The organism is Pseudomonas sp. GW823-FHT02F05, assembly GCF_058797315.1.
This window is the reverse complement of record NZ_JBXAJM010000032.1, coordinates 1-21,017: the sequence shown is the minus strand read 5'-3', so window position 1 is coordinate 21,017 and position 21,017 is coordinate 1. Positions and strand designations below refer to the sequence as shown.

The 21,017-nt window shown below is 61.8% G+C and carries 20 protein-coding genes; 14 read left to right on the top strand and 6 right to left on the bottom strand.

The genetic code is table 11. The features are described from left to right. Positions 1-106: 106 nt before the first annotated feature. On the top strand, positions 107-739 hold the full coding sequence (locus AC1RAC_RS26800; protein ID WP_034125975.1) for a TetR family transcriptional regulator: 633 nt from the start codon (positions 107-109) through the stop codon (positions 737-739). A gap of 343 nt (positions 740-1,082) precedes the next feature. Here the strand turns inward: AC1RAC_RS26800 and AC1RAC_RS26795 are convergent, their stop codons facing one another. From AC1RAC_RS26795 to AC1RAC_RS26785, 3 genes are read right to left on the bottom strand one after another with little or no spacing between them, the layout of a single operon-like run. Beyond that, positions 1,083-2,138 carry an alkene reductase gene (locus AC1RAC_RS26795; protein WP_198791109.1) on the bottom strand — a complete coding sequence of 352 codons (1,056 nt, stop codon included), beginning with the start codon at positions 2,136-2,138 and terminating at the stop codon, positions 1,083-1,085. 28 nt (positions 2,139-2,166) lie between these two features. Beyond that, complete coding sequence (locus AC1RAC_RS26790; protein WP_034125977.1) at positions 2,167-3,333, bottom strand: MFS transporter; 1,167 nt, start codon at positions 3,331-3,333, stop codon at positions 2,167-2,169. A gap of 17 nt (positions 3,334-3,350) precedes the next feature. Beyond that, positions 3,351-3,662, bottom strand: a complete 312-nt coding sequence (locus AC1RAC_RS26785; protein ID WP_054899009.1) for an ArsR/SmtB family transcription factor — start codon at positions 3,660-3,662, stop codon at positions 3,351-3,353. A 155-nt stretch (positions 3,663-3,817) separates the two neighbouring features. Here AC1RAC_RS26785 and AC1RAC_RS26780 point away from each other — a divergent pair, with 155 nt between their 5' ends. Then, on the top strand, positions 3,818-4,402 hold the full coding sequence (locus tag AC1RAC_RS26780) for an acyl carrier protein phosphodiesterase (protein WP_181124964.1): 585 nt from the start codon (positions 3,818-3,820) through the stop codon (positions 4,400-4,402). A 112-nt stretch (positions 4,403-4,514) separates the two neighbouring features. On the opposite strand, the gene AC1RAC_RS26775 is transcribed toward AC1RAC_RS26780, so the two are convergent. Both AC1RAC_RS26775 and olsB read right to left on the bottom strand, forming a co-directional pair. Continuing rightward, on the bottom strand, positions 4,515-5,306 hold the full coding sequence (locus AC1RAC_RS26775; protein ID WP_032893104.1) for a lysophospholipid acyltransferase family protein: 792 nt from the start codon (positions 5,304-5,306) through the stop codon (positions 4,515-4,517). After that, positions 5,306-6,061, bottom strand: a complete 756-nt coding sequence (gene olsB, locus AC1RAC_RS26770; protein ID WP_003189352.1) for an L-ornithine N(alpha)-acyltransferase — start codon at positions 6,059-6,061, stop codon at positions 5,306-5,308. The genes AC1RAC_RS26775 and olsB overlap by 1 nt, the downstream gene beginning before the upstream one ends. A 184-nt stretch (positions 6,062-6,245) precedes the next feature. Here olsB and AC1RAC_RS26765 point away from each other — a divergent pair, with 184 nt between their 5' ends. The 8 genes from AC1RAC_RS26765 (at position 6,246) to AC1RAC_RS26730 (ending at position 14,651) form a co-directional block, all read left to right on the top strand. Continuing rightward, entirely contained in the window at positions 6,246-7,319 is a 1,074-nt protein-coding gene (locus AC1RAC_RS26765; RefSeq protein WP_492617130.1) for a serine hydrolase domain-containing protein, read from the top strand. Then, positions 7,316-7,630: an amidase gene (locus AC1RAC_RS26760; protein WP_072446854.1), complete on the top strand. Its 315-nt coding sequence runs from the start codon at positions 7,316-7,318 to the stop codon at positions 7,628-7,630. Before AC1RAC_RS26765 ends, AC1RAC_RS26760 begins: the two co-directional genes overlap by 4 nt. Before the next feature lie 258 nt (positions 7,631-7,888). Next, positions 7,889-9,064 carry a M20 aminoacylase family protein gene (locus AC1RAC_RS26755; RefSeq protein WP_198791107.1) on the top strand — a complete coding sequence of 392 codons (1,176 nt, stop codon included), beginning with the start codon at positions 7,889-7,891 and terminating at the stop codon, positions 9,062-9,064. Positions 9,065-9,125: 61 nt separating this feature from the next. Further along, positions 9,126-10,436 carry a citrate-proton symporter gene (locus AC1RAC_RS26750; RefSeq protein WP_492617129.1) on the top strand — a complete coding sequence of 437 codons (1,311 nt, stop codon included), beginning with the start codon at positions 9,126-9,128 and terminating at the stop codon, positions 10,434-10,436. Then, positions 10,433-11,875: an amidase gene (locus tag AC1RAC_RS26745; protein ID WP_492617128.1), complete on the top strand. Its 1,443-nt coding sequence runs from the start codon at positions 10,433-10,435 to the stop codon at positions 11,873-11,875. Before AC1RAC_RS26750 ends, AC1RAC_RS26745 begins: the two co-directional genes overlap by 4 nt. A 64-nt stretch (positions 11,876-11,939) precedes the next feature. Next, positions 11,940-12,698 carry a helix-turn-helix domain-containing protein gene (locus tag AC1RAC_RS26740; protein ID WP_186526586.1) on the top strand — a complete coding sequence of 253 codons (759 nt, stop codon included), beginning with the start codon at positions 11,940-11,942 and terminating at the stop codon, positions 12,696-12,698. A 212-nt stretch (positions 12,699-12,910) separates the two neighbouring features. After that, the gene (locus tag AC1RAC_RS26735) at positions 12,911-13,492 is read left to right on the top strand and encodes a YceI family protein (RefSeq protein WP_054898725.1); all 582 of its coding nucleotides are present in this window, start codon (positions 12,911-12,913) and stop codon (positions 13,490-13,492) included. Position 13,493: 1 nt separating this feature from the next. After that, a complete protein-coding gene (locus tag AC1RAC_RS26730) occupies positions 13,494-14,651 on the top strand; it encodes a phospholipase D-like domain-containing protein (RefSeq protein ID WP_034126534.1) in 1,158 nt (385 codons plus the stop codon). A gap of 145 nt (positions 14,652-14,796) precedes the next feature. Here AC1RAC_RS26730 and bglX read toward each other — a convergent pair whose 3' ends face one another. Continuing rightward, entirely contained in the window at positions 14,797-17,088 is a 2,292-nt protein-coding gene (gene bglX, locus AC1RAC_RS26725) for a beta-glucosidase BglX (protein ID WP_054898726.1), read from the bottom strand. Between the two features lie 241 nt (positions 17,089-17,329). On the opposite strand from bglX, the gene AC1RAC_RS26720 reads away from it, so the two are divergent. The 4 genes from AC1RAC_RS26720 to AC1RAC_RS26705 all read left to right on the top strand — a co-directional run bounded on the left by AC1RAC_RS26720 (position 17,330) and on the right by AC1RAC_RS26705 (position 20,775). Next, complete coding sequence (locus tag AC1RAC_RS26720) at positions 17,330-17,941, top strand: LemA family protein (protein WP_014717327.1); 612 nt, start codon at positions 17,330-17,332, stop codon at positions 17,939-17,941. Between the two features lie 18 nt (positions 17,942-17,959). Next, positions 17,960-18,688: a TPM domain-containing protein gene (locus AC1RAC_RS26715; protein ID WP_034126536.1), complete on the top strand. Its 729-nt coding sequence runs from the start codon at positions 17,960-17,962 to the stop codon at positions 18,686-18,688. 31 nt (positions 18,689-18,719) lie between these two features. Further along, complete coding sequence (locus AC1RAC_RS26710) at positions 18,720-19,337, top strand: TPM domain-containing protein (RefSeq protein WP_034126537.1); 618 nt, start codon at positions 18,720-18,722, stop codon at positions 19,335-19,337. 220 nt (positions 19,338-19,557) lie between these two features. Beyond that, positions 19,558-20,775: a class I SAM-dependent methyltransferase gene (locus tag AC1RAC_RS26705; protein WP_072446847.1), complete on the top strand. Its 1,218-nt coding sequence runs from the start codon at positions 19,558-19,560 to the stop codon at positions 20,773-20,775. The last annotated feature ends 242 nt before the right edge of the window (positions 20,776-21,017 follow it).

The window sequence follows — 21,017 nt, the reverse complement described above, 5'->3', positions numbered from 1 at the left end:
CAAGCCTCGATTCTAGTACGTTCGGCGCCCATGACGGCGTCGTCCCACAATTATTCAGATGACGGTCAAGTACCGTCCACAGTGTCCCGATTGAGGTTTTACTGCCATGGTTCGTCGCACCAAAGAGGAAGCTCAGGAAACGCGCAGCCAGATTCTCCAAGCCGCCGAGCAAGCCTTTTATGAGCGTGGCGTAGCGCGTACCACCCTGGCGGACATCGCCGCGTTGGCGGGCGTGACGCGTGGGGCTATCTATTGGCATTTCAGCAATAAGTCCGATTTGCTCCAGGCCTTGCTCGATACGCTGCACGAACCCTTGGACGAATTGGCCCGGGCGAGTGAAAGCGAGGATGAAGTCGACCCGCTGGGCTGTATGCGCAAGCTGCTGATTCATCTCTACCATGAAGTGGCCCTGGACCCGAAAACCCGGCGCATCAACGAGATTCTGTTTCATAAGTGCGAGTTCACCGATGAAATGTGTGACATGCGCCGCCAACGCCAGACCCACAGCCTGGAATGCAACCTGCGTATCAGCCTGACGTTGCGTAACGCGGTTCATCGCGGGCAACTGCCTGAAAATCTCGACACCACCCGTGGGGCTGTCTGCATACATGCCTTCATCCACGGTTTGATCGGCCAGTGGCTGCTGGTCCCCGATAGCTTTGAACTGCACCAGGACGCCGAGCGCTGGGCTGATATAGGGCTGGACATGCTGCGCCTGAGCCCCAGCCTGCGCAATTGAAACAAAATGCGTAATTGCAACCCGTTGTGTCAACAGTAAAGCCTAAGGACGGTCAATCGTCCTTCTGGCTGATTTGTGGGGTGACTTTATATACGGCCTGGCGGGCGGTTGATAGGTAGCCGGCTAAGTATTTTGTAGCGATATTGTTGCCGTTCTGTGAAGCGATGTTTCCATGGGGGCTACAGACAGGCACAAATGTGAGAGGGGACTTGCTCCTGACACTGTAGGAGCGAGCTTGCTCGCGAAAAACTTCAACGCTAACGCGTGCTTCCTGAGTGAACGCGGCGCCTGTTAGTTTCTCGCGAGCAAGCTCGCTCCTACAGCATTGGGTTTGCGGGTTAGGTTAGATCGGCAGCGTCGGGTAGTCGATGTAACCCACCGGGCCTTTGCCATAGAAAGTTTCAGGGTGCGGCTCGTTCAACGGCGCATCGGCCTTCAGTCGCGCCGGCAGGTCCGGGTTGGCGATAAAAGGAATACCAAAGGCCACTGCATCCGCCTTGCCCGCCGCCAGCCAGGCGTTGGCGCTGTCTTTGGTGAAACGTTCGTTGGCGATGTATACGCCGCCGAAGGCTTTTTTCAGCTGTGGGCCGAGGCTATCCGCACCTTCTTTTTCGCGGGAGCAGATGAAGGCGATGCCGCGCTTGCCCAGTTCGCTGGCGACGTAGGTGAAGGTCTCGGCGAGGTTGTCGTCGCCCATGTCATGCGCGTCAGCACGCGGTGCCAGGTGCACGCCCACGCGGCCGGCGCCCCAGACTTCGATGGCGGCGTCGGTGACTTCCAGCAACAGGCGCGCACGGTTTTCCAGGGAACCACCGTACTGGTCGGTGCGCTGGTTGGTGCTGCTCTGCAGGAACTGGTCAAGCAGGTAGCCGTTGGCGCCGTGGATTTCCACGCCGTCGAAACCGGCGGCCTTGGCGTTCTCGGCGCCGGTGCGATAAGCGTCGACGATGTCGGCGATTTCAGCGGTTTCCAGGGCGCGCGGGGTTGGGTAGTCGGCCAATGGGCGAACCAGGCTGACGTGGCCTTTAGCCTGGACCGCACTCGGAGCCACCGGGGTTTCCCCGTTCAGGTAGGACTCGTGGGAGATGCGGCCAACGTGCCACAACTGCAGGAAGATCTTGCCGCCCGCGCCATGTATGGCCTTGGTGATGTTGGCCCAGCCGCGCACCTGGTCGTTGGACCAGATGCCGGGGGTGTCCGGGTAGCCCACGCCCATCGGTGTCACGGAAGTGGCTTCGCTGAGGATCAGCCCCGCGGACGCGCGTTGCACGTAGTACTCGGCCATCAGCGCGTTGGGCACGCGCCCGGCGTCTGCGCGGCAGCGGGTCAGCGGCGCCATGATGATGCGGTTCGACAGTTGCACGTCGCCCAGTGTGATCGGATCGAAAATAGTCGTCATGGAAAAAACACCTTCTCTTTCAAGTTGATCAGTTGGTCGCGGGGGCCAGGTCGGCGTTGCCGCCCTGACGGAAAGTGATAAGGGTCACCAGCAGCGCGAGAATCGCCAGTGCTGCAGCGGCCAGGGGCACGCTGGTCAGGCCGAAGCCGTGGGCAATCACGCTGCCGCCGACCCAGGCGCCAAGGGCGTTGCCAATGTTGAAGGCACCGATATTGAGGGTAGATACCAGGTTCGGCGCGGCCTTGCCGAAGGTCACCACGTTGATTTGCAGCGCCGGCACGGCGGCGAACGAGGCGGTGGCCCACAGGAACAGGGTGATTTCAGTCGGTATCACCGCAACGCTGGTCCAGCTCAACACCGTGGAAACCACCGCCATGCTGATGAACACGCCGATCAAGGTGGCCGCCAGGCGCTTGTCCGCCAGTTTGCCGCCGATGATGTTGCCCACGGTGAGCCCCAGGCCGATCAGCAGCAGGGTCCAGGTCACGCCCTTGGGCGACACGCCGGTGACATCGCCCAGCAGCGGCGCGACGTAGGTAAAGAGGGTGAACATAGACGCGGCAAACAGCGCGGTCATGCTCAGCGACAGCCAGATACCGGCACCCTTGAGGGCGGCCAGTTCGGCGCGCATGTCGAGTTTTTCTTCGTCACGCTTGGCGGGCAGGAAGCGAATAAGGCCGATCAAGGCGATTACGCCAATCACGGTCACGGCCCAGAAGGTCGAGCGCCAGCCGGCTTCCTGGCCCAGCGCCGTACCCAGGGGCACGCCCAGCACGTTCGCCAGGGTCAACCCAGTGAACATCAACGCGACGGCCGACGCACGTTTGTTGGCCGGCACCAGATTGGCCGCCACCACCGAGCCAATGCCGAAGAAGGCACCGTGGCACAACGCTGTGACCACACGGGCAAACATCAGCACGTTGTAGTCGCTTGCCAGGGCACAGAGCAGATTGCCGATAATGAAAATACCCATCAGCGCTACCAGCGCCGCCTTGCGTGGCAACCTGGCGGTGGCCAGTGCCATGAACGGCGCGCCGATGGCCACGCCCAGGGCGTAGCCGGTGACCAGCCAGCCGGCGCCGGGAATCGACACACCCAGGTCCGTCGCCACATCGGGCAGCAAGCCCATGATGACGAACTCGGTGGTGCCGATGGCGAAGGCGCTCAGGGCCAGTATGAGTAGCGAGAGGGGCATGGACGTGTCCTTGATGATTACGGTGCGCTGAGTTCGGTAATGAGCGCAGCGAGAAAGGCTTGGATCACTTCCTCGTTGCGCTTGAAAAAGTGCCACTGCCCGGCTTTCTGGCTGCTGATCAAACCCGCCCGTTGCAAGGTGGCCAGGTGCGCCGACACGGTCGACTGGGACAAGCCGCAGCGTTGGTCGATCTGCCCGGCGCAGATGCCGTATTCGTGGTTGTGCAATTGCTCGGGGAACTGCACTTTCGGGTCTTTGAGCCAGGTGAGGATGTCTCGTCGTACTGGGTGCGCCAGGGCTTTTATTATTTCGTCGAGGTCGATGGACATGGCAGGGTGCTCGGTGTCGTAAAGCGTTATATCGCGATGAGGCGAACTTTAAATCGTAATATTCCGATATACCAATATGATTTTGATCTGAGATCAGGTCGAATCGGTATATCGGGTTATAACGATATGCGGGTGGCAGTGGTAGACTGCGCGGCATGAATTATCTCGCACATCTGCACCTGGGCGGCCAACTTCCTGCGCAATTGCTGGGTAGCCTCTATGGCGACTTCGTCAAAGGCCGCCTGCAGGGCCAGTTCAGCCCGCAAATCGAAGCGGCGATCCAGTTGCATCGCTCCATCGACCGGTTCACCGACAGCCACCCCTTGGTGGGGGAGGCGTTGTCGCGTTTCAGCCAGACCCGCAGGCGCTATGCCGGCATCGTGCTCGATGTGTTTTTTGACCATTGCCTGGCGCGTGATTGGGCGCTGTATGCCGACCAGCCCCTGGAGCGTTTCACGTCGCATGTGTATCAGGTGTTGGCGGCCGAACCCGCGTTGCCGGGGCGGCTGGCGCAGATTGCGCCGTATATGGCCGCGGATGATTGGTTGGGCTCGTACCGCGAGTTTGCGGTGATGGAGCAGGTGCTGCGCGGGATTTCGCGGCGGCTGACACAGCCTGAGGAACTGGGGTATGCGATGCAGGAGTTGCGGGTTTTGTATGAGCCGTTGAGTGAGGACTTTCGACTGTTCTACCCAGAGTTGCAGAAATTTGCGCAATCTCAACTGACTATTGAGATCTGAATGTGGGAGCTGGCTTGCCGGCGATAGCGGCCTACCGGTTGAGAATGTTATGGCTGACCCACCGCCATCGCAGGCAAGCCAGCTCCCACATTTGGATTGAGTTCACATTGCTTCAGGCTGCGAATGCAGGCCGAGCGGCCACTTGCTCGGTTTCCGGCACCGGGCCGAACAATGCCTTCTGCACCGCCTGCTGCGCCTGATACGCCAATGCCGCACGTTCCTGCCCGGCGCAGGCAATCGGCTTGAGCACATGAATCTCCACATCGCCGCGGTCATTGGAAAACAAGCGCATCAGGTGCGAGAGCAAATCATCATCGCCAATAAAGGGTGCCAGCGGGTCGACTTGGCCGTCGCGCAGATACCGAATCGCTACCGGCTGCAGTGATACATCCGCATCGATCGCGCTGGCCAGCAAGCGCCCGTGGAACGTGCGCAGGCCGCGCCCGTCGGTGGTGGTGCCCTCGGGGAACATCAGCAAGGGGTGCTGTTGCTCCAGATGACGGGTCATCTGCTTGCGGATCAACTGGCTGTCACCTGAACCGCGACGAATAAACAGGCTGCCCGCCTTGGCCGCCAACCAGCCCGCCACCGGCCAGGTGCGCACCTCGGCCTTGGACAAAAACGACATCGGCGCCACCATGCCCAGCAACGGGATATCCGTCCAGGACACGTGATTGCTCACCCACAGCATGGGCGTTTGCGGCAACTCGCCATGCACCGTTACGCGAAAGGGCAGGGCGTTGGTCAGTCGCGCCATAAAGAAGCGCGACCAACGCTGGCGCCGCACCATCGAGTTAGCCACGCCCAGGCGCTCGAACAAGCCAAACACACTGGCCATGCTCAGCCCCAGCCCCACCACCAACAACACGCGGGCGATGCGCCCGTAGATGCGCAGGCGGTTCATCACATGGCCGCCTTGAAGTGGCGCGCGTAGCGCGGGCACAACTCGTCGCGCTTGAGCAGGATAAACACGTCTGCTACCTGGAAGTCTTCATCCCAGCACGGCTCGCCGCAGATCTTCGCGCCCAGGCGCATGTAGGCCTTGAGCAGCGGCGGCATTTCGGCGATGACGTTGGACGGCAAGTCCAGGGCCGGCAGTGGTTTTTTCGGTTCGGCGCGCAGGTGTTCGTTGCACAGGTAGCGCTCGCGCAAGCGCTGCATGATCGCGTGGGCCTGGATGCCGCCATCGTGCATCGGGATGCTCGCGCAGCCCATCAGGTAGCTGTAGCCGCCCTGGTTGAGCACTTCGGCCAACTCGCCCCACAACACCGCGATGGTGCCGCCATTGCGATAGGCCGGGTCGACGCAGGTGCGGCCAATCTCCAGGATCGGGCCCTGCAAGTGCAGCAGGCCATGCAGGCTGAATTCTTCTTCACTGTAGAACCGGCCCAGGGTGCTGGCGGCCTGGTGGTCGAGCAGACGGGTAGTCGCGACGAGTCGACCGCTGTTCAAATCCCGCACGCCGATATGGCTGCAGTGAACATCATAGTCATCCATGTCCAGACCCAATTCCGCGCCTTTCAGCTTGGCGTTGAACTCGCCGCTGAACACGTTGAACCGCAGGGCCTGGGCTTCCTGCAATGCCTGTGCGCCTACCAGGCGTTCGGCTTGCAGACGGCGTTCATTGCCTTTGTCGCTGATGCGGGCGATCTGAGTCATAGCGAGTCTCCGGGTGCCGGCCAGGTTGCGGCCAGTCGACTTTGTTGTCCAAAGTCAGGCTATGTAGCCTCGGTGTCAGCTCCATGAAGTTACGGTGACGGTTGGATGACAGCCCCCTTGTCGCAAATCTGTCACTGGCGTGAGCTAGGCTCGCGGGCTTGAATGTCCCCTTGAGTTTGCGTCCATGGTCCGAGGCCTGTTGTGCGTTGCCCTGCTGTTTGTCACCGTGAATGCCCGCGCTGAAATCTGGCCTGATAAGGAGTGGGCCGTGGGTACATCTCTCGCCGGCCCCGCTGTCGATGCCCTGGACGCCTACGCTTTCCCACCCCGCGACGATGCCACCCGCAACGGTATTCGCACCGACGCGTTGCTGGTCATTCGTGACGGCGAAATCATTTATGAACGCTACGCCGCGCCCACCACTGCCAGCACGCCGCACCTGACCTGGTCTGTCAGCAAAAGCCTGATGGCTACCGTGCTGGGCGTGGCCTATGGGCAAGGCCGCTTCAAACTCAACGACCCCGCCGCACGTTTCTACCCACCGATGAAGCAGCACCCCAAAGTGAGCATGGCCGACCTGCTGCACTGGGCCTCCGGGTTGGACTGGCAGGAAGACTACGAGTACGCCCCGTTGAAATCCTCGGTGGTGGCGATGCTCTACACCCGTGGCCACACCGACATGGCGCAATTCGCAGCGGATACCGAGGCGGTCGCCGCCCCTGGCCAGGCTTTCCGTTATTCCAGTGGCGACAGCACTATCCTGTCCGCCGCGCTCAAGGGCATGCTCGGCCACAAGGCCTACATCACCTACCCGTGGGACGCGCTGTTCCAGCCCTTGGGCATTCGCGACGCAACCTGGGAAACCGACGCCGATGAGACGTTTGTCTCGTCGTCCTATGCCTACCTCACGGCCCGGGATCTGGCACGAGTAGGGTTACTGATGGCCCGGGATGGGCGCTGGGGCGTGCGGCAACTGCTGCCCAAGGACTGGGTCGCCTTCAACCGCCGGCCCTTCGACCGCTACAAAGCCGGCCAGGATGAAGCCGTGCCGGGCGGCCATTGGTGGCTCAATACCGGCGCCCCCCAACCCTGGCCCGACGCACCGGCCACTACCTTCGCCGCGCTGGGGCACTGGGGCCAGGCGCTGTTTGTGCTGCCCGACGAACACCTGGTGATCGTGCGTTACGGCGATGATCGGGATGGCAGTTACCGGCATAACGAACTGCTCAAACGCGTGCTGGCGGCGGTGCGCTCATGATCCGTCGTCATCCGTTCATCAGCGTTTTACTGGTGTTGCTTTTCGCATTGTTCGGCTGGGTTTGGCACGAGCGCGTCAACCTGCAAGCCTTCCCCGACATCATCGCGGCGTACACCGCCAAGGAGTACTGCTCGTGCCGGTACGTGGCCAACAACCCGGCGCAGTATTGCCTGGGGTATGTGAAGCAGTACGTGCCCATCAGTGCGTTCACTGACTCGCCGGAACGCAGTGAAGTCACGGCGAGTGGGTTGGGGCGTACCCATACAGCGCGGTGGTTGGGCGACCGTCAAGGCTGCCGCCTCAACCCCTGACACACCCAAATTCCCCTGTGGGAGCTGGCTTGCCTGCGATAGCGCCAGGTCAGCCAACATCACTGGTGCCTGTGCCGCCGCCATCGCAGGCAAGCCAGCTCCCACATTTAGATTATCTGCGTGGGTTCTCGGAAAAAGAACCGGCCCTGAGGTTCCACAGGGTGGAACCACCTTTGATTGTCCTCACGCGTACATCGCGCTTAGCTGTCGATGTGTCGCCAACAAGAACGGGACCACCCGCCTGTGAGGAGAATCACCATGCGCCCGCACCAGCACATCCTGGATTGGCTCAGCGACGTTGCCAGCGACTTGCACGCTGTGCGTCACGATATCCACGCCCACCCCGAACTCGGCTTTGAAGAGAACCGCACCTCAGCGCTGGTCGCACAGTCACTCAAGGAGTGGGGTTACGAGGTGCACACCGGCATCGGCAGGACCGGTGTGGTCGGTGTGTTGCGCAATGGCAACAGCTCGCGCACGTTGGGGATTCGCGCCGACATGGACGCCTTGCCCATCATCGAAAACACCGGCGCGGCCTACACCAGCCAACATGCCGGCTGCATGCACGCCTGCGGCCATGACGGCCACACCACCATGTTGCTCGGTGCCGCGCGTTACTTGGCGGCGACGCGGCAATTCGACGGTACTTTGAACCTGATTTTCCAACCCGCCGAAGAAGGCCAGGGCGGCGCCGAGGCGATGCTTGCAGATGGGTTGCTGGAGCGCTTCCCCTGCGACGGGTTGTTCGGCATGCACAATATGCCAGGCTTGCCGGCTGGGCATCTGGGCTTGAGAGTGGGGCCGATGATGGCCTCCCAGGACCTGCTCACCGTGACGCTCGAAGGCGTAGGTGGCCATGGCTCCATGCCGCACCTTACCGTCGATCCGCTGGTGGCTGCCGCCAGTATGGTCATGGCCTTGCAAACGGTGGTAGCACGCAATATCGACACCCAGGAAGCTGCCGTGGTCACGGTCGGCGCCCTTCAAGCAGGGCAAGCCGCCAATGTGATTCCCCAGCAAGCCCTGTTGCGCCTGAGCTTGCGCGCACTCAACCCCACGGTGCGCGAACAGATGCTGGAACGGGTCAACGCGATCATCCACACCCAGGCCGCCAGCTTCGGCTGCACCGTGCACATCGAACACCGGCCGGCCTACCCGGTGCTGGTCAACCACGCCGAAGAAACCGAATTCGCCCGCCAGGTCGGTGTGGCCTTGCTCGGTGCCGACGCTGTGGATGGGAACACCCGCACGCTGATGGGCAGCGAAGACTTCGCCTGGATGCTGCAACGCTGCCCCGGCAGTTACCTGTTTATCGGCAACGGCGTGTCGCGACCGATGGTGCACAACCCCGCCTATGACTTCAACGACGACATCCTGCTGACCGGCGCAGCCTACTGGGGCGCGCTGGCCGAGAGCTGGCTCAAGCCTGCCTGACGACCTCATCTTTTTCTGCCGCTGGACCCTTTCCCTGTATCGGTTGAATGGAGTGTTCCTCATGCAGACTGCAAAACTCGGCGTTTCCCGCACCCGCCAAGTGGTGGCGGCCGTGATCGGCAACGCGCTGGAATGGTATGACTTTATCGTCTACGGCTTTCTCGCCAGTATCATCGCCCGGCAGTTCTTCCCCTCGGAAGACGAATACGCGTCGCTGCTGATGGCCCTGGCCACCTTTGGCGTGGGCTTTTTCATGCGTCCGGTGGGCGGCATCCTGTTGGGTATTTATGCCGACCGCAAAGGCCGCAAAGCCGCGATGCAGTTGATTATCCGGCTGATGACCGTGTCCATCGCGCTGATCGCCTTCGCGCCGAACTACGCCGCGATCGGCATGGGTGCACCGTTGCTGATTGTGGTGGCGCGGATGCTTCAGGGGTTTGCCACCGGCGGTGAATATGCCAGCGCCACGGCATTTCTGGTGGAGAGCGCACCTGCCCATCGCAAGGGCTTGTATGGCTCCTGGCAATTGGTAGGGCAATGCCTGGCGGTGTTCGGCGGGGCGGCGATGGTGGCGTTGGTCACGCATTTCTTTTCGCCCGAAACCCTCGACCTGTGGGGCTGGCGCCTGCCGTTTGTGCTGGGCTTGTTGATCGGCCCGGTGGGGTTGTGGATTCGTCGGCACATGGAAGACCCGGAAGAGTTCATCCAGGCGCGTAAAAACGCCACCGGCCCGGCGCCGAGCCTCATGCAAGTGCTGCGTGACCATCGGCGCAGCATCCTGGTGTCCATGGGCCTGGCCTGCGGGGCGACGGTGTCGTTCTACGTGGTGCTGGTGAACATGCCGACCTTCGCCCACAAAAACCTCGGCCTGCCGCTGGACCAGGTGCTGATGGTGCAGATGTTTGCGGTGGCGCTGATGACCGTGGTGATCCCCTTGTCCGGCCTGCTCTCGGATCGGTTGGGACGGCGACCGGTGTTGATGGCCTTCACCCTGGCGTTCTTCGTGATGGTCTACCCCTTGTATGTGTGGGTAGCCGCTGCGCCGTCCATCGAGCGCCTGCTGGTGATGCAGGTGATGTTGTGCACGGCGATTGGCGGGTTCTTCGGGCCAGCGCCGACGGCATTGGCCGAACAGTTCCCTATCGAGGTGCGCTCGACCGGTGTGTCGGTGGCCTATAACGTGGCGGTGATGGTGTTCGGTGGTTTCGCGCCGTTGATCGTGACCTGGCTGAGCAAGGTGCTGGGCACGCCAGTGGCGCCCTCGTTTTATGTATTGTTTGCGTGCGTGCTGACGCTGCTGGGCACTTACTGCATGCGCGAGGCACCCCGGGCGAGCAAGCCGCTGCCGTTTTCCAGAGAGGTGAAGCCTTGAGTATTGTTGATTGGGATGCCACTGAGCTGTCGCGGGCCATCCATGGGCGGCAGGTATCGTGCGAAGAGGTGATGCAGGCGTACCTGGCGCAGATCCAGCGCTTTAACCCTGGCGTGAATGCGCTGGTGTCACTGCGCGACAGCGAGGCCGTGCTGGCCGAGGCGAGGGCCTGCGATCGTGAGTTGGACCAGGGCCACTCCCGTGGCTGGATGCATGGCATGCCCCAGGCCATCAAGGACCTGGCGGCCACCCAGGGTTTGCGCACCACCCTGGGCTCACCGCTGTTCGCCGAGCATGTACCGAACGAAGACGCCATCAGCGTGGCGCGGGTGCGGGCCAGTGGCGCGATCATCATCGGCAAGACCAACGTGCCGGAGTTCGGCCTGGGCTCTCACACCTACAACACGCTGTTCGGCACCACCGGCAATGCCTATGACCCGCTCCTGGCGGCCGGCGGTAGCAGTGGCGGGGCGGCGGTGGCCCTGGCGCTACGCATGCTGCCGGTGGCCGACGGCAGCGACATGATGGGCTCGTTGCGCAACCCGGCGGCGTTCAACAACGTGTTCGGCTTGCGCCCCTCCCAGGGGCGGGTGCCTCACGGGCCGATGCCGGAACTGTTCGTGCAGCAATTGGGCACCGAAGGCCCGATGGGGCGCAGCGTAACGGATGTGGCGCGGTTGCTGAGCATTCAGTCCGGTTACGATCCCCGGGCGCCGTTGTCATCCAGGGACGATCCCGCTGTGCTGGGCCAGCCGTTGCAACGCGACTTCAACGGCGCACGCCTCGGTTGGCTGGGGGACTACAACGGTTATCTGCCGATGGATGATGGCGTGATGAGCCTGTGCGAAGCGGCGCTGGATGATTTCGCCAGGTTGGGCTGTGAAGTGCACAGCTGCCAACCGGACTTTTCCATGGCGCGCCTGTGGCGCTGCTGGTTGGTACACCGCCATTGGCTGGTGCACGGCAACCTCGGCGCGGCCTACGCCAACCCGCAAAAACGCGCGTTGCTCAAGCCCGAAGCGCAATGGGAAGTGGAGGGCGGCCAGGGCTTGAGTGCCCAGCAGGTTTACCAGGCGTCGGTGGACCGCAGTGAGTGGTACCGCGCTTTGGGCAAGCTGTTCGAACGTTACGATTTCCTGCTGCTGCCCACCGCCCAGGTGTTCCCTTTCGATGCACAACAGCCTTGGCCACGCCTCGTCGGCGGGCGTGAAATGGACACTTATCACCGTTGGATGGAGGCGGTGATCGGCCCGACCCTCGCCGGTTTGCCGAGCATGAGCATTCCGGTGGGCTTCAACCCCCAGGGCTTGCCCATGGGCCTGCAAATCATTGGCCCGGCCCAGGCCGACAGGGCCGTGCTGCAATTGGCCTACGCCCATGAGCAACTGACCCAATGGGTACAACGCCGGCCACCGGCGTGCCTTGCAACGACCCGCTGAGCGCTGACCAGGCCTGTATCTTGCTGTGAAAAAAGATCATCCACCGGCAACAGGGAGATCGAACATGGAGACAGGCACGGTACGCTCGGTTGAGCGCGCTCTGGCAATCGTCGAGTTGCTGGGCGAGCACCAGGCCCTGGGGCTGGAAGAACTGCACTACCTCACGCAGTTGCCCAAGGCCACGGTGTCGCGCATGTTGCTGACCTTGCAGGAACAGGGGTGGGTCTACCGCGGCCTGAGCGATCGGCGTTACCGCCTGCGTGCCCGGCGTTTGTTCGGCGATACCCAGCAACGCTTCAAGCGCCAGGTGGTGGAAAGCGCCGCCCCCTGGTTATTGGAGCTCAGCGAGCGCACCGGGCTGGTGGTGGATTTGTCGTGCTTCGATGGTGAGCGCCTGGAGGTCATGGAGAGTGCGATTCCCAGTGTGTTGCGCAAGCTGTACCCGAACAACTGCCAGATCGTCGGCCAGTATGCCAGCCTGTTCCACTCGGCGATGGGCAAGGCTTGCCTGACGCAATTGCCGGCTGACGAAGTACAGCGCCTGGCAGGCCGCAATCATGTGGCGGCAGACGAGCACTATCGCGCATGCGAGCAAACCCAGCACCAGGGCTTCGGACAGCGTACCGAGGGCTATTGGGAATACCCGGTGCGTTTGCCGTTCCTGATCCGGGCGGTGGCCTTGCCGGTGCGCGCCAATGGCCGATTGGTGGGGAGCATGGCGCTGCATTGGCCGATGCATCAGGCGCCGGTGGAGCGGGTGTTGAATTTGCACATGGGCAGCCTTGAAGAAGCGATCTGCGAAGTGCAGCGAACGCTGGTTTGAAAACACAGCAAAAACCCTGTGGCAGCTGGCTTTTGTGGCGAGGGAGCTTGCTCCCGCTGGGGTGCGTAGCGCCCCCAAAAAGCCGGCTCCAGCTGCGCTGTCGAACGGGAGCAAGCTCCCTCGCCACAGCAAGCCAGCTCCCACATTGAATTTGCGCCGGTTGTGAGATTGCGCTTAAGGTTCGCCCAGGTTTTTTTGCCCCATGAGTCTTTATGTTCAATGTCAAACCTCTGGTCTTCGCGCTGCTGGCCTTTGCTGCCGTGCCCGCCCACGCCGATTGGTACCTGGATAACGAATCCTCGCGCCTGTCTTTCGTCACCACCAAAAACACCGAGATTGCCGAAGTCCAGCGCTTCCTGGTGCTGCACGGCAAAGTCGACGCCAAAGGCGCGGCTCGGCTGGAAGTGGAGCTGGACTCAATCAACAGCGGTATTCCGTTGCGCGACGAGCGCATGCGTAAAGAGCTGTTCGAGATCAAGACCTTCCCCGAAGCGCAGATCAGCGCACAGATCAATCTGCAGCCCATCAATGACCTGGCGTCCGGCGCGCAGTTGGAATTGCGCCTGCCCTTGAGCGTCACGCTGCACGGCAAGACCCAGACCTACAGCGCCGAACTGCTGGCCACGCGCCTGGATGAGCGGCGTTTCCAGGTGGTAACCCTGGAGCCCGTGGTGCTGCATGCCGAGGATTTCGACCTGGCGCCCGGTGTGGCTACCTTGCGTAAGGCGGCAGGGCTCAAATCGATCAGTTTGTCGGTGCCGGTGGGTGCGGTGCTGATCTTCACGGCGCGCTGACATGAGCGGCGCGGTGTTCCCGTGGCGCAGCGCCAATCAATTCGAATTGCTGATCGACGGGCCGAATTTCTTCCCACAGATGCTGGTGGGTATCGCCCGGGCCGAGCAGCAGGTTGATCTTGAGTTGTACCTGGTCGAAGCCGGGGCCTGCGCCGAGGCCATGGTGCAGGCGCTGGTACTGGCCGCCGAACGCGGCGTGCAGGTGCGTTGCCTGTTTGACGATTACGGCAGCCTGGCGTTTACCCTGGGGCTGCGCAAGCGCTTGACCGATGCCGGCGTGGCGCTGCGCTTTTACAACCGCCTGAATTGGCGGCGCTGGATGCGCAACCTGTACCGCGACCATCGAAAGCTACTGCTGATCGACCAGCGCATTGCGGTGGTCGGCGGCACCGGTGTCACCGACGAGTTCTGGACGCCGGGGCAAGACACCGCCGACTGGCATGAAGTGATGGTGCAGATCAGCGGCCCGCTGGTGCTGGACTGGCAGGCCCTGTTCGACCGGCAATGGCACGCTAACGCCGCGCGCCGTGAGTGGAAACCGGCTACCCACTTTGGTTTGCCTCGCTTGCCCAAGGTGCCCGCCACCGGGCCGGGGCTGGGCCGCGTGGCGTATGCCGATGCGCGTCAGCACCGTGACATCCTGCAATCGTTGATTCGTGCTTTGAACAGCAGCAAGGGGCGTATCTGGCTGGCGACCCCGTACTTCCTGCCAACCTGGAGCGTGCGCCGTGCCTTGCGTCGGGCGGCAGGGCGCGGTGTGGATGTGCGTCTGTTACTCACCGGCCCGCGCACCGATCACCCGTCGGTGCGTTACGCCGGGCACCGTTATTACCCGCGCCTACTGCGCTCAGGCGTGCAGATCTTCGAATACCAGCCGTGTTTCCTGCACCTGAAGATGGTGCTGGTGGATGATTGGGTGAGCATTGGCTCGTGCAATTTCGACCACTGGAATCTGCGCTTCAACCTGGAAGCCAACCTCGAAGCGCTGGACCCGCAGTTGACGGCAGCGGTGGTGGGCAGTTTCGAAGCGGACTTTGCCCAAAGCCAGGCGGTGAGCCTGGAGGCATGGAAGGCGCGGCCATTGTGGCGGCGGGTGAAGCAGCGGGTGTGGGGCTGGATTGATCGGTTGGTGGTGAACCTGCTGGATCGGCGCGGTTAGTCGGGCCACCTCAATCAACTGTGGGAGCTGGCTTGCCTGCGATAGCATCACCTCGGTACACCTGACAAACCGAGGTGCCTGTATCGCAGGCAAGCCAGCTCCCACAAAAGCCAGCTCCTACAGCGACCGTGTTTACAGCTTCAGGTCAGAGCAGTTCGAAGGTTTGCTGCTGCACATCCTGGGAATCCAAGCCGATCTGCACATTGAACTCACCCGGTTCCGCCGCGAACTTGAGCTGGGCGTTGTAGAACTTCAAGTCGTCCTCGGTGATGGTGAAGTGCAGCGTGCGCGCTTCGCCAGCCTTGAGCATGACCTTCTGGAAATTCTTTAGCTCCTTGATCGGGCGGATCATCGAACCGGCCACGTCCTGGATATACAACTGCACAACCGTTTCGCCATCGACCTTGCCAGTGTTCTTCACGGTGACGCTGGCATCGAGCTTGCCGGTCTTGTTCAGCGTGGTGGACGACAGTGCCATGTCCGACAGGCTGAACGTGGTGTAGCTCAGACCATAGCCAAACGGAAACAGGGGGCCGGTGGTGTCATCGAAGTACTGCGAGGTGTAGTTGCCCGGCTTGCCTGGGGTGAATGGCCGGCCGATGGTCAGGTGGTTGTAGTAGGTCGGAATCTGCCCCACCGAACGAGGGAAGGTGATCGGCAGCTTGCCCGATGGGTTGTAGTCACCGAACAGCACGTCGGCGATGGCGTTGCCGCCTTCGGTACCTGCGAACCAGGTTTCCAGGATCGCGTCGGCCTGTTGGTTCTCTTCGAGAATCGACAGCGGACGGCCGTTCATCAACACCAGCACCAGCGGTTTGCCGGTGGCTTTGAGGGCCTTGATCAAGTCGCGCTGGCTTTGCGGGATGTTCAGATCGGTACGGCTCGACGATTCGTGGGACATGCCACGGGACTCGCCCACCGCGGCGACGATAACGTCGGCGTTGTTCGCCGCCTTCACCGCTTCATCAATCAGCACCTGGGCAGGGCGCGGGTCGTCCACCACTTCCGGGGCATCGAAGTTGAGGAAGTTGAGGTAGTCGAGCACCGCTTTGTCGCCGGTGATGTTGGCGCCACGGGCATAGATCACTTTGCCTTTTTCACCGATCACGGCGTTCATGCCGTCGAGCAGGGTCACCGATTGCGCAGGCCGGCCGGCAGCAGCCCAACTGCCCATCATGTCGATGGGTGCCTTGGCCAGCGGGCCGACAAGGGCAATGGTCGCGGATTTTTTCAGCGGCAGGGTGTCGTTGTGGTTTTTCAGCAACACCAGGCTGCGGCGCGCAATGTCGCGGGCCTCGGCACGGTGCAGGCGGCTGTCGGCGTAGGTGTCGGCCGGGTCATCCTCGGCCTTGCCGATGCGCAGGTACGGGTCCTTGAACAGGCCCATGTCGTACTTGGCGCCGAGCACTTCGCGTACGGCGTTGTCGATGTCGCTCTGCTGGATCTCGCCGGACTTGAGCAGCCCCGGCAATTCCTTGCCGTACAGCGAGTCGTTCATGCTCATGTCGATGCCGGCCTTGATCGCCAGCTTGGCGGCTTCACGCCCGTCCTTGGCCACGCCGTGCTTGATCAGCTCGACGATCGCACCGTGGTCGCTGACGGTCAGGCCCTTGAAGCCCCAGTCTTTGCGCAGCAGGTCGTTCATCAGCCAGGTGTTGGCGGTGGCAGGCACGCCGTTGATCGAGTTGAGCGCGACCATCACGCCGCCGGAGCCAGCCTTGATCGCCGCGTGGTAGGGCGGCAGGTAGTCCTGGTACATCTTGACCGGGCTCATGTCGACCACGTTGTAGTCGCGCCCGCCTTCCACCGCGCCGTAGAGGGCGAAGTGCTTGACGCTGGCCATGAGGCTGTCGGCATTCGCGGGGCTGGTGCCCTGGAACGCCTTGACCATCACTTCGGCAATGCGTGACACCAGGTAGGTGTCTTCACCGAAACCTTCGGAAGTGCGGCCCCAGCGCGGGTCGCGGGAGATATCGACCATTGGTGCAAACGTGATGTCGAGGCTGTCGGCGGCGGCTTCCTGGGCGGCGATGCGCCCGGAGCGGCCAATGGCGTCCATGTCCCAGCTGGAGGCCAGGGCCAGGCTGATCGGGAAAATGGTGCGGTGGCCGTGGATCACGTCATAGGCGAAGAACATCGGGATCTTCAAGCGGCTGCGCATGGCCGCGTCCTGCATCGGACGGTTTTCCGGGCGGGTGATGGAGTTGAACGTGCCACCGATGCGGCCGGCGGCGATTTCCTTGCGGATCAGCTCACGGGGCATTTCCGGGCCGATGCTGATCAGGCGCAATTGGCCGATCTTCTCATCCAGGGTCATTTGCTTGAGCAGGTCGCTGACGAAGGCGTCCTTGTCGTTAAGCGCAGCAGGCTTTGTTTCTGCCCATACGGGGTGGCTGGCCAGAGTGGCAACAAGGCCGAGCAAACACAGCTTTTTCATGAATATCCTTTTTCGGCGACTGCGCAGCATTCAGAGAGATGCTGTCGGCCAAAATGTGGGGAACGTCTATTGTTGTTCGGGTGTTGTTCAGATAAATGCAGCACACTCTGAACTCTTTTTCGCGCTGGGCATCTTTGTAGCTGATTGGCTCGAAGCATTCCAGTGGTGGCGGATTATGCCCCAAGCGCGTGGTTTATAGGGTTAGTCGTCACATTCCATCAGATCGGGCAGGAGAAACACTATGCAAGCAGCACACACTTATCGCTGGGGCTTCAAGGCTGCGGCGCTGTTACTGATCAGCAGCGTGCTGAGCGGTTGCGGCATCAACAACATCCCGACCCTGGACGAACAGGCCAAGGCCGCCTGGGGCCAGGTGCAGAACCAGTACCAGCGCCGTGCTGACCTGATCCCCAACCTGGTGGAAACGGTGAAGGCGTATGCCGCCCACGAACAGGAAACCCTTACCGCGGTGATTGAAGCGCGGGCCAAGGCCACCTCGATCCAGGTGGATGCCAGCACCCTGGACAACCCCGAAAAACTCAAGCAGTTCCAGCAAGCCCAGGATGGCCTGAGCGGCGCACTCAGCCGTTTGATGGTGGTGTCCGAGCGTTACCCGGACCTGAAGGCCAACCAGAACTTCCTGGCCTTGCAATCGCAACTTGAAGGCACCGAGAACCGTATCGCTGTGTCTCGCCGTGACTTTATCCAGGCCGTACAGGCTTACAACACCGAGATCCGCACCTTCCCGGGCCGCCTGTGGCACAGCGTGATGTACAGCGACTTGCCGATCCGCGCCACGTTTGAAGCCACCAGCGCCGATGCCGATAAAGCGCCGCAAGTGAAGTTCAAATAAGGCTGCACTGAGGTGTCGATGCGTTTATTACGGATAGGCCTGGCGCTGTGGCTGTTGGCCTGCGTGGGCGTGGCCCAGGCGGCACCGAGCTTCCCGGCGCTGACCGGGCGGGTGGTGGACAGCGCGCAGATGATCGACCCGGCGGTGCGCGAGCAACTGACCCAGCAACTGCAGGCGCTGGAGCAGACCTCGGGCGACCAGTTGGTGGTGGTCACCGTGCCCGACCTGCAAGGCGTGCCTATTGAGGACTACGGTTATCAATTGGGCCGCCAGTGGGGCATTGGCCAGAAGGGCAAGGACAACGGCGCGCTGTTGATCGTCTCCCGTGATGACCGCCAATTGCGCATCGAAGTCGGGTATGGCCTGGAAGGCGTGCTGACGGATGCGCAATCCTGGGTGATCATCAACCAGGTGATCCTGCCCAAGTTCAAGGCCGGCAATTTCAGCCAGGGCATCAGCGACGGTGTGGCCGCGATGATCCAGGTGGTGGGCGGTGAGCCCTTGGCGGTGCCGGCCCATGTGGCGGATGCGAACTTCGCCATGGATAATCCCGGTTTTTCCATCGGCCTGTTTATTCTGCTGATCGGCGTGCTGTGGCTGTGCAATCGCATGGGCTTGCCAGTGGGCGCTATCCTGCTGGCGATTCTCAACAGCAGCGGGCGCGGCGGCGGTGGGGGCGGCGGTGGCGGTGGTTTCCGCGGCGGCGGCGGTGGTTTTGGCGGTGGCGGGGCTTCGGGCAGCTGGTAATGACAATAACGAGAATAGAGCATCTACAACCATGGCATTACTGACTGAACACGAGCAGCGCCAAGTCGCCGAAGCGATCGCCCGGGTCGAGAAAACCACCGACGCGGAGTTGGTCACCGTGCTGGCGGCGCGCGCCGACGACTACGCCTACATTCCGTTGCTGTGGGCGAGCTTGATCGCGTTGGTGGTGCCGGGTGTGGTGCATTACCTGTCGGGCTACCTGACCATGTACACCTTGCTGGTGGCGCAGTGGGCGACGTTCATTGTGCTGTGCCTGGTGTTCCGCTTGCCCAAGGTCACTACTCGGCTGATCCCGCGTTCGGTACGCCACTGGCGTGCGTCCAACCTGGCGCGGCGGCAGTTTCTGGAGCAGAACCTGCACCACACGGTGGGCAGCACCGGGGTGCTGATTTTTGTCAGCGAGGCCGAGCGTTATGTGGAGATCCTGGTGGATGACGGGATTTCCAAGCGCCTGGATGACAGCAATTGGGACGCTATTGTCCAGGCGTTTACCCAGCAAGTTAAACAGGGGCAGACGCTGGCCGGGTTCATCGCCTGCGTTGAAGCCTGTGGCGAGTTGCTCAAGGTGCATGTGCCCGTTACCCAAACCCGCAACGAACTGCCCAATCGCCTGGTTGTACTCGAATAACTGCTTTTTTGTAGGAGCGAGCTTGCTCGCGAAAAACTCATCGACGCCGCGTTCATTCAGGACACCCGCGTTATCGTTGACGTTTTTCGCGAGCAAGCTCGCTCCTACACAAGGCAGCATCCTTATTCGGGTTGATTGACCGTTGATCAAATAACCCCGTGCCCTGAACCCCCATCCCGCCTAAAATGCCCGGCATTCTTTACCCGAGGCGTTTTTGTTCATGTCCGTCACCGCTCAACCTGCCCGCCCTGCGCCGGATCATCATGCCCAGTTCATCGAACTGTTGAGCGCAAGCTTGGCCCAGAACGCTTTTATCAAGCTGGTGCTGGCCAAGTACGTCGGTGAGGAAGCCGAGTTGCAGCGGCTGATCATCAAGCCGGTGGTGGTCAAGGAGCAGCCTTGCCTGTCGTTCGTCTATCGCTACAAGACCCGCGACATCACCAAGAACTTCCCCTTGGCCGACGGCGTGGCGGCGATCGCCGAGCTGTTGCCCAGCTCGTTCAAGAACGCGCACTTGCTGGCGCTGACCGACGAAGCCCAGTTGGAATACAGCAAGAAGAACAAAAGCTCGCTGTTCAAAAGCAAACCGCAGCAACTGCGCGAGGCGCCTTCGGCTGAGCATAACCGCGAAAAAAATCGCTTCCTCGACCTGAGCCGGCCGTTCCTCGCCGACCTGGGCGTGACCGACGCCAAGCAGGCGCTGATCCCCTCGATGTCGCGCAAGTGGAAGCAGATCAACAAGTTCATCGAAGTGTTCAGCCATGCGCTGACGTCGTCGCCGTTGCAGCTCGACCGCCCGGTGCGTGTCGCCGATTTCGGCTCGGGCAAGGGCTACCTGACCTTCGCCATTCACGATTACCTGCGCAATACCCTCAAGGCGGAGGGCGAGGTCACCGGTGTCGAGTTGCGTGAAGACATGGTCACCCTCTGCAACAGCGCCGCCGCACGCCTGGAGCATCCGGGGCTGGTGTTCAAATGCGGCGATGTACGCAGCGTGGCGCCCAGTGAGCTGGACGTGATGATTGCCTTGCATGCCTGCGACATCGCCACCGACTACGCGATCCACACCGGCATCCGTTCCGGTGCGTCGATCATTATGTGCTCGCCGTGCTGCCACAAACAGATCCGCCTGCAGATCCAGAGCCCGGCGTTGCTTAAGCCGATGCTGCAATACGGCCTGCACCTGGGCCAGCAGGCGGAAATGGTCACCGACAGCCTGCGCGCATTGTTCCTTGAAGCCTGTGGCTATGAGACCAAGGTGTTCGAGTTCATCTCGCTGGAACACACCAACAAGAACAAGATGATCCTGGCGGTCAAACGTGCCGAGCCTGTGGACAACGCGCAGCTATTGGCAAAAATCCAGGAGCTCAAGGCGTTTTATCACATCACCGAACACTGCCTGGAAACCCTGTTGCGCGGGGATGGCTACCTGGCCTGAAATGGGCGCGGTTCCCTGTGAGAGCTTGCTCCCGTGCCGGCCCCGGCGGCCAGCGCATATCTACCTGACGCCCCGCGATCCAAATGTGGGAGCTGGCTTGCCTGCGAAGACGGCCTGACAGCCGACCGGGATGTGGGATCAGACTGAGTACATATCCGTTATTTAGGTAACGGCCACTTAGGGTTCCGCCCTGACGGCGGCTCACTTTGCAAAAGCGGCAAAGTAAGCAAAACGCTCTTGCC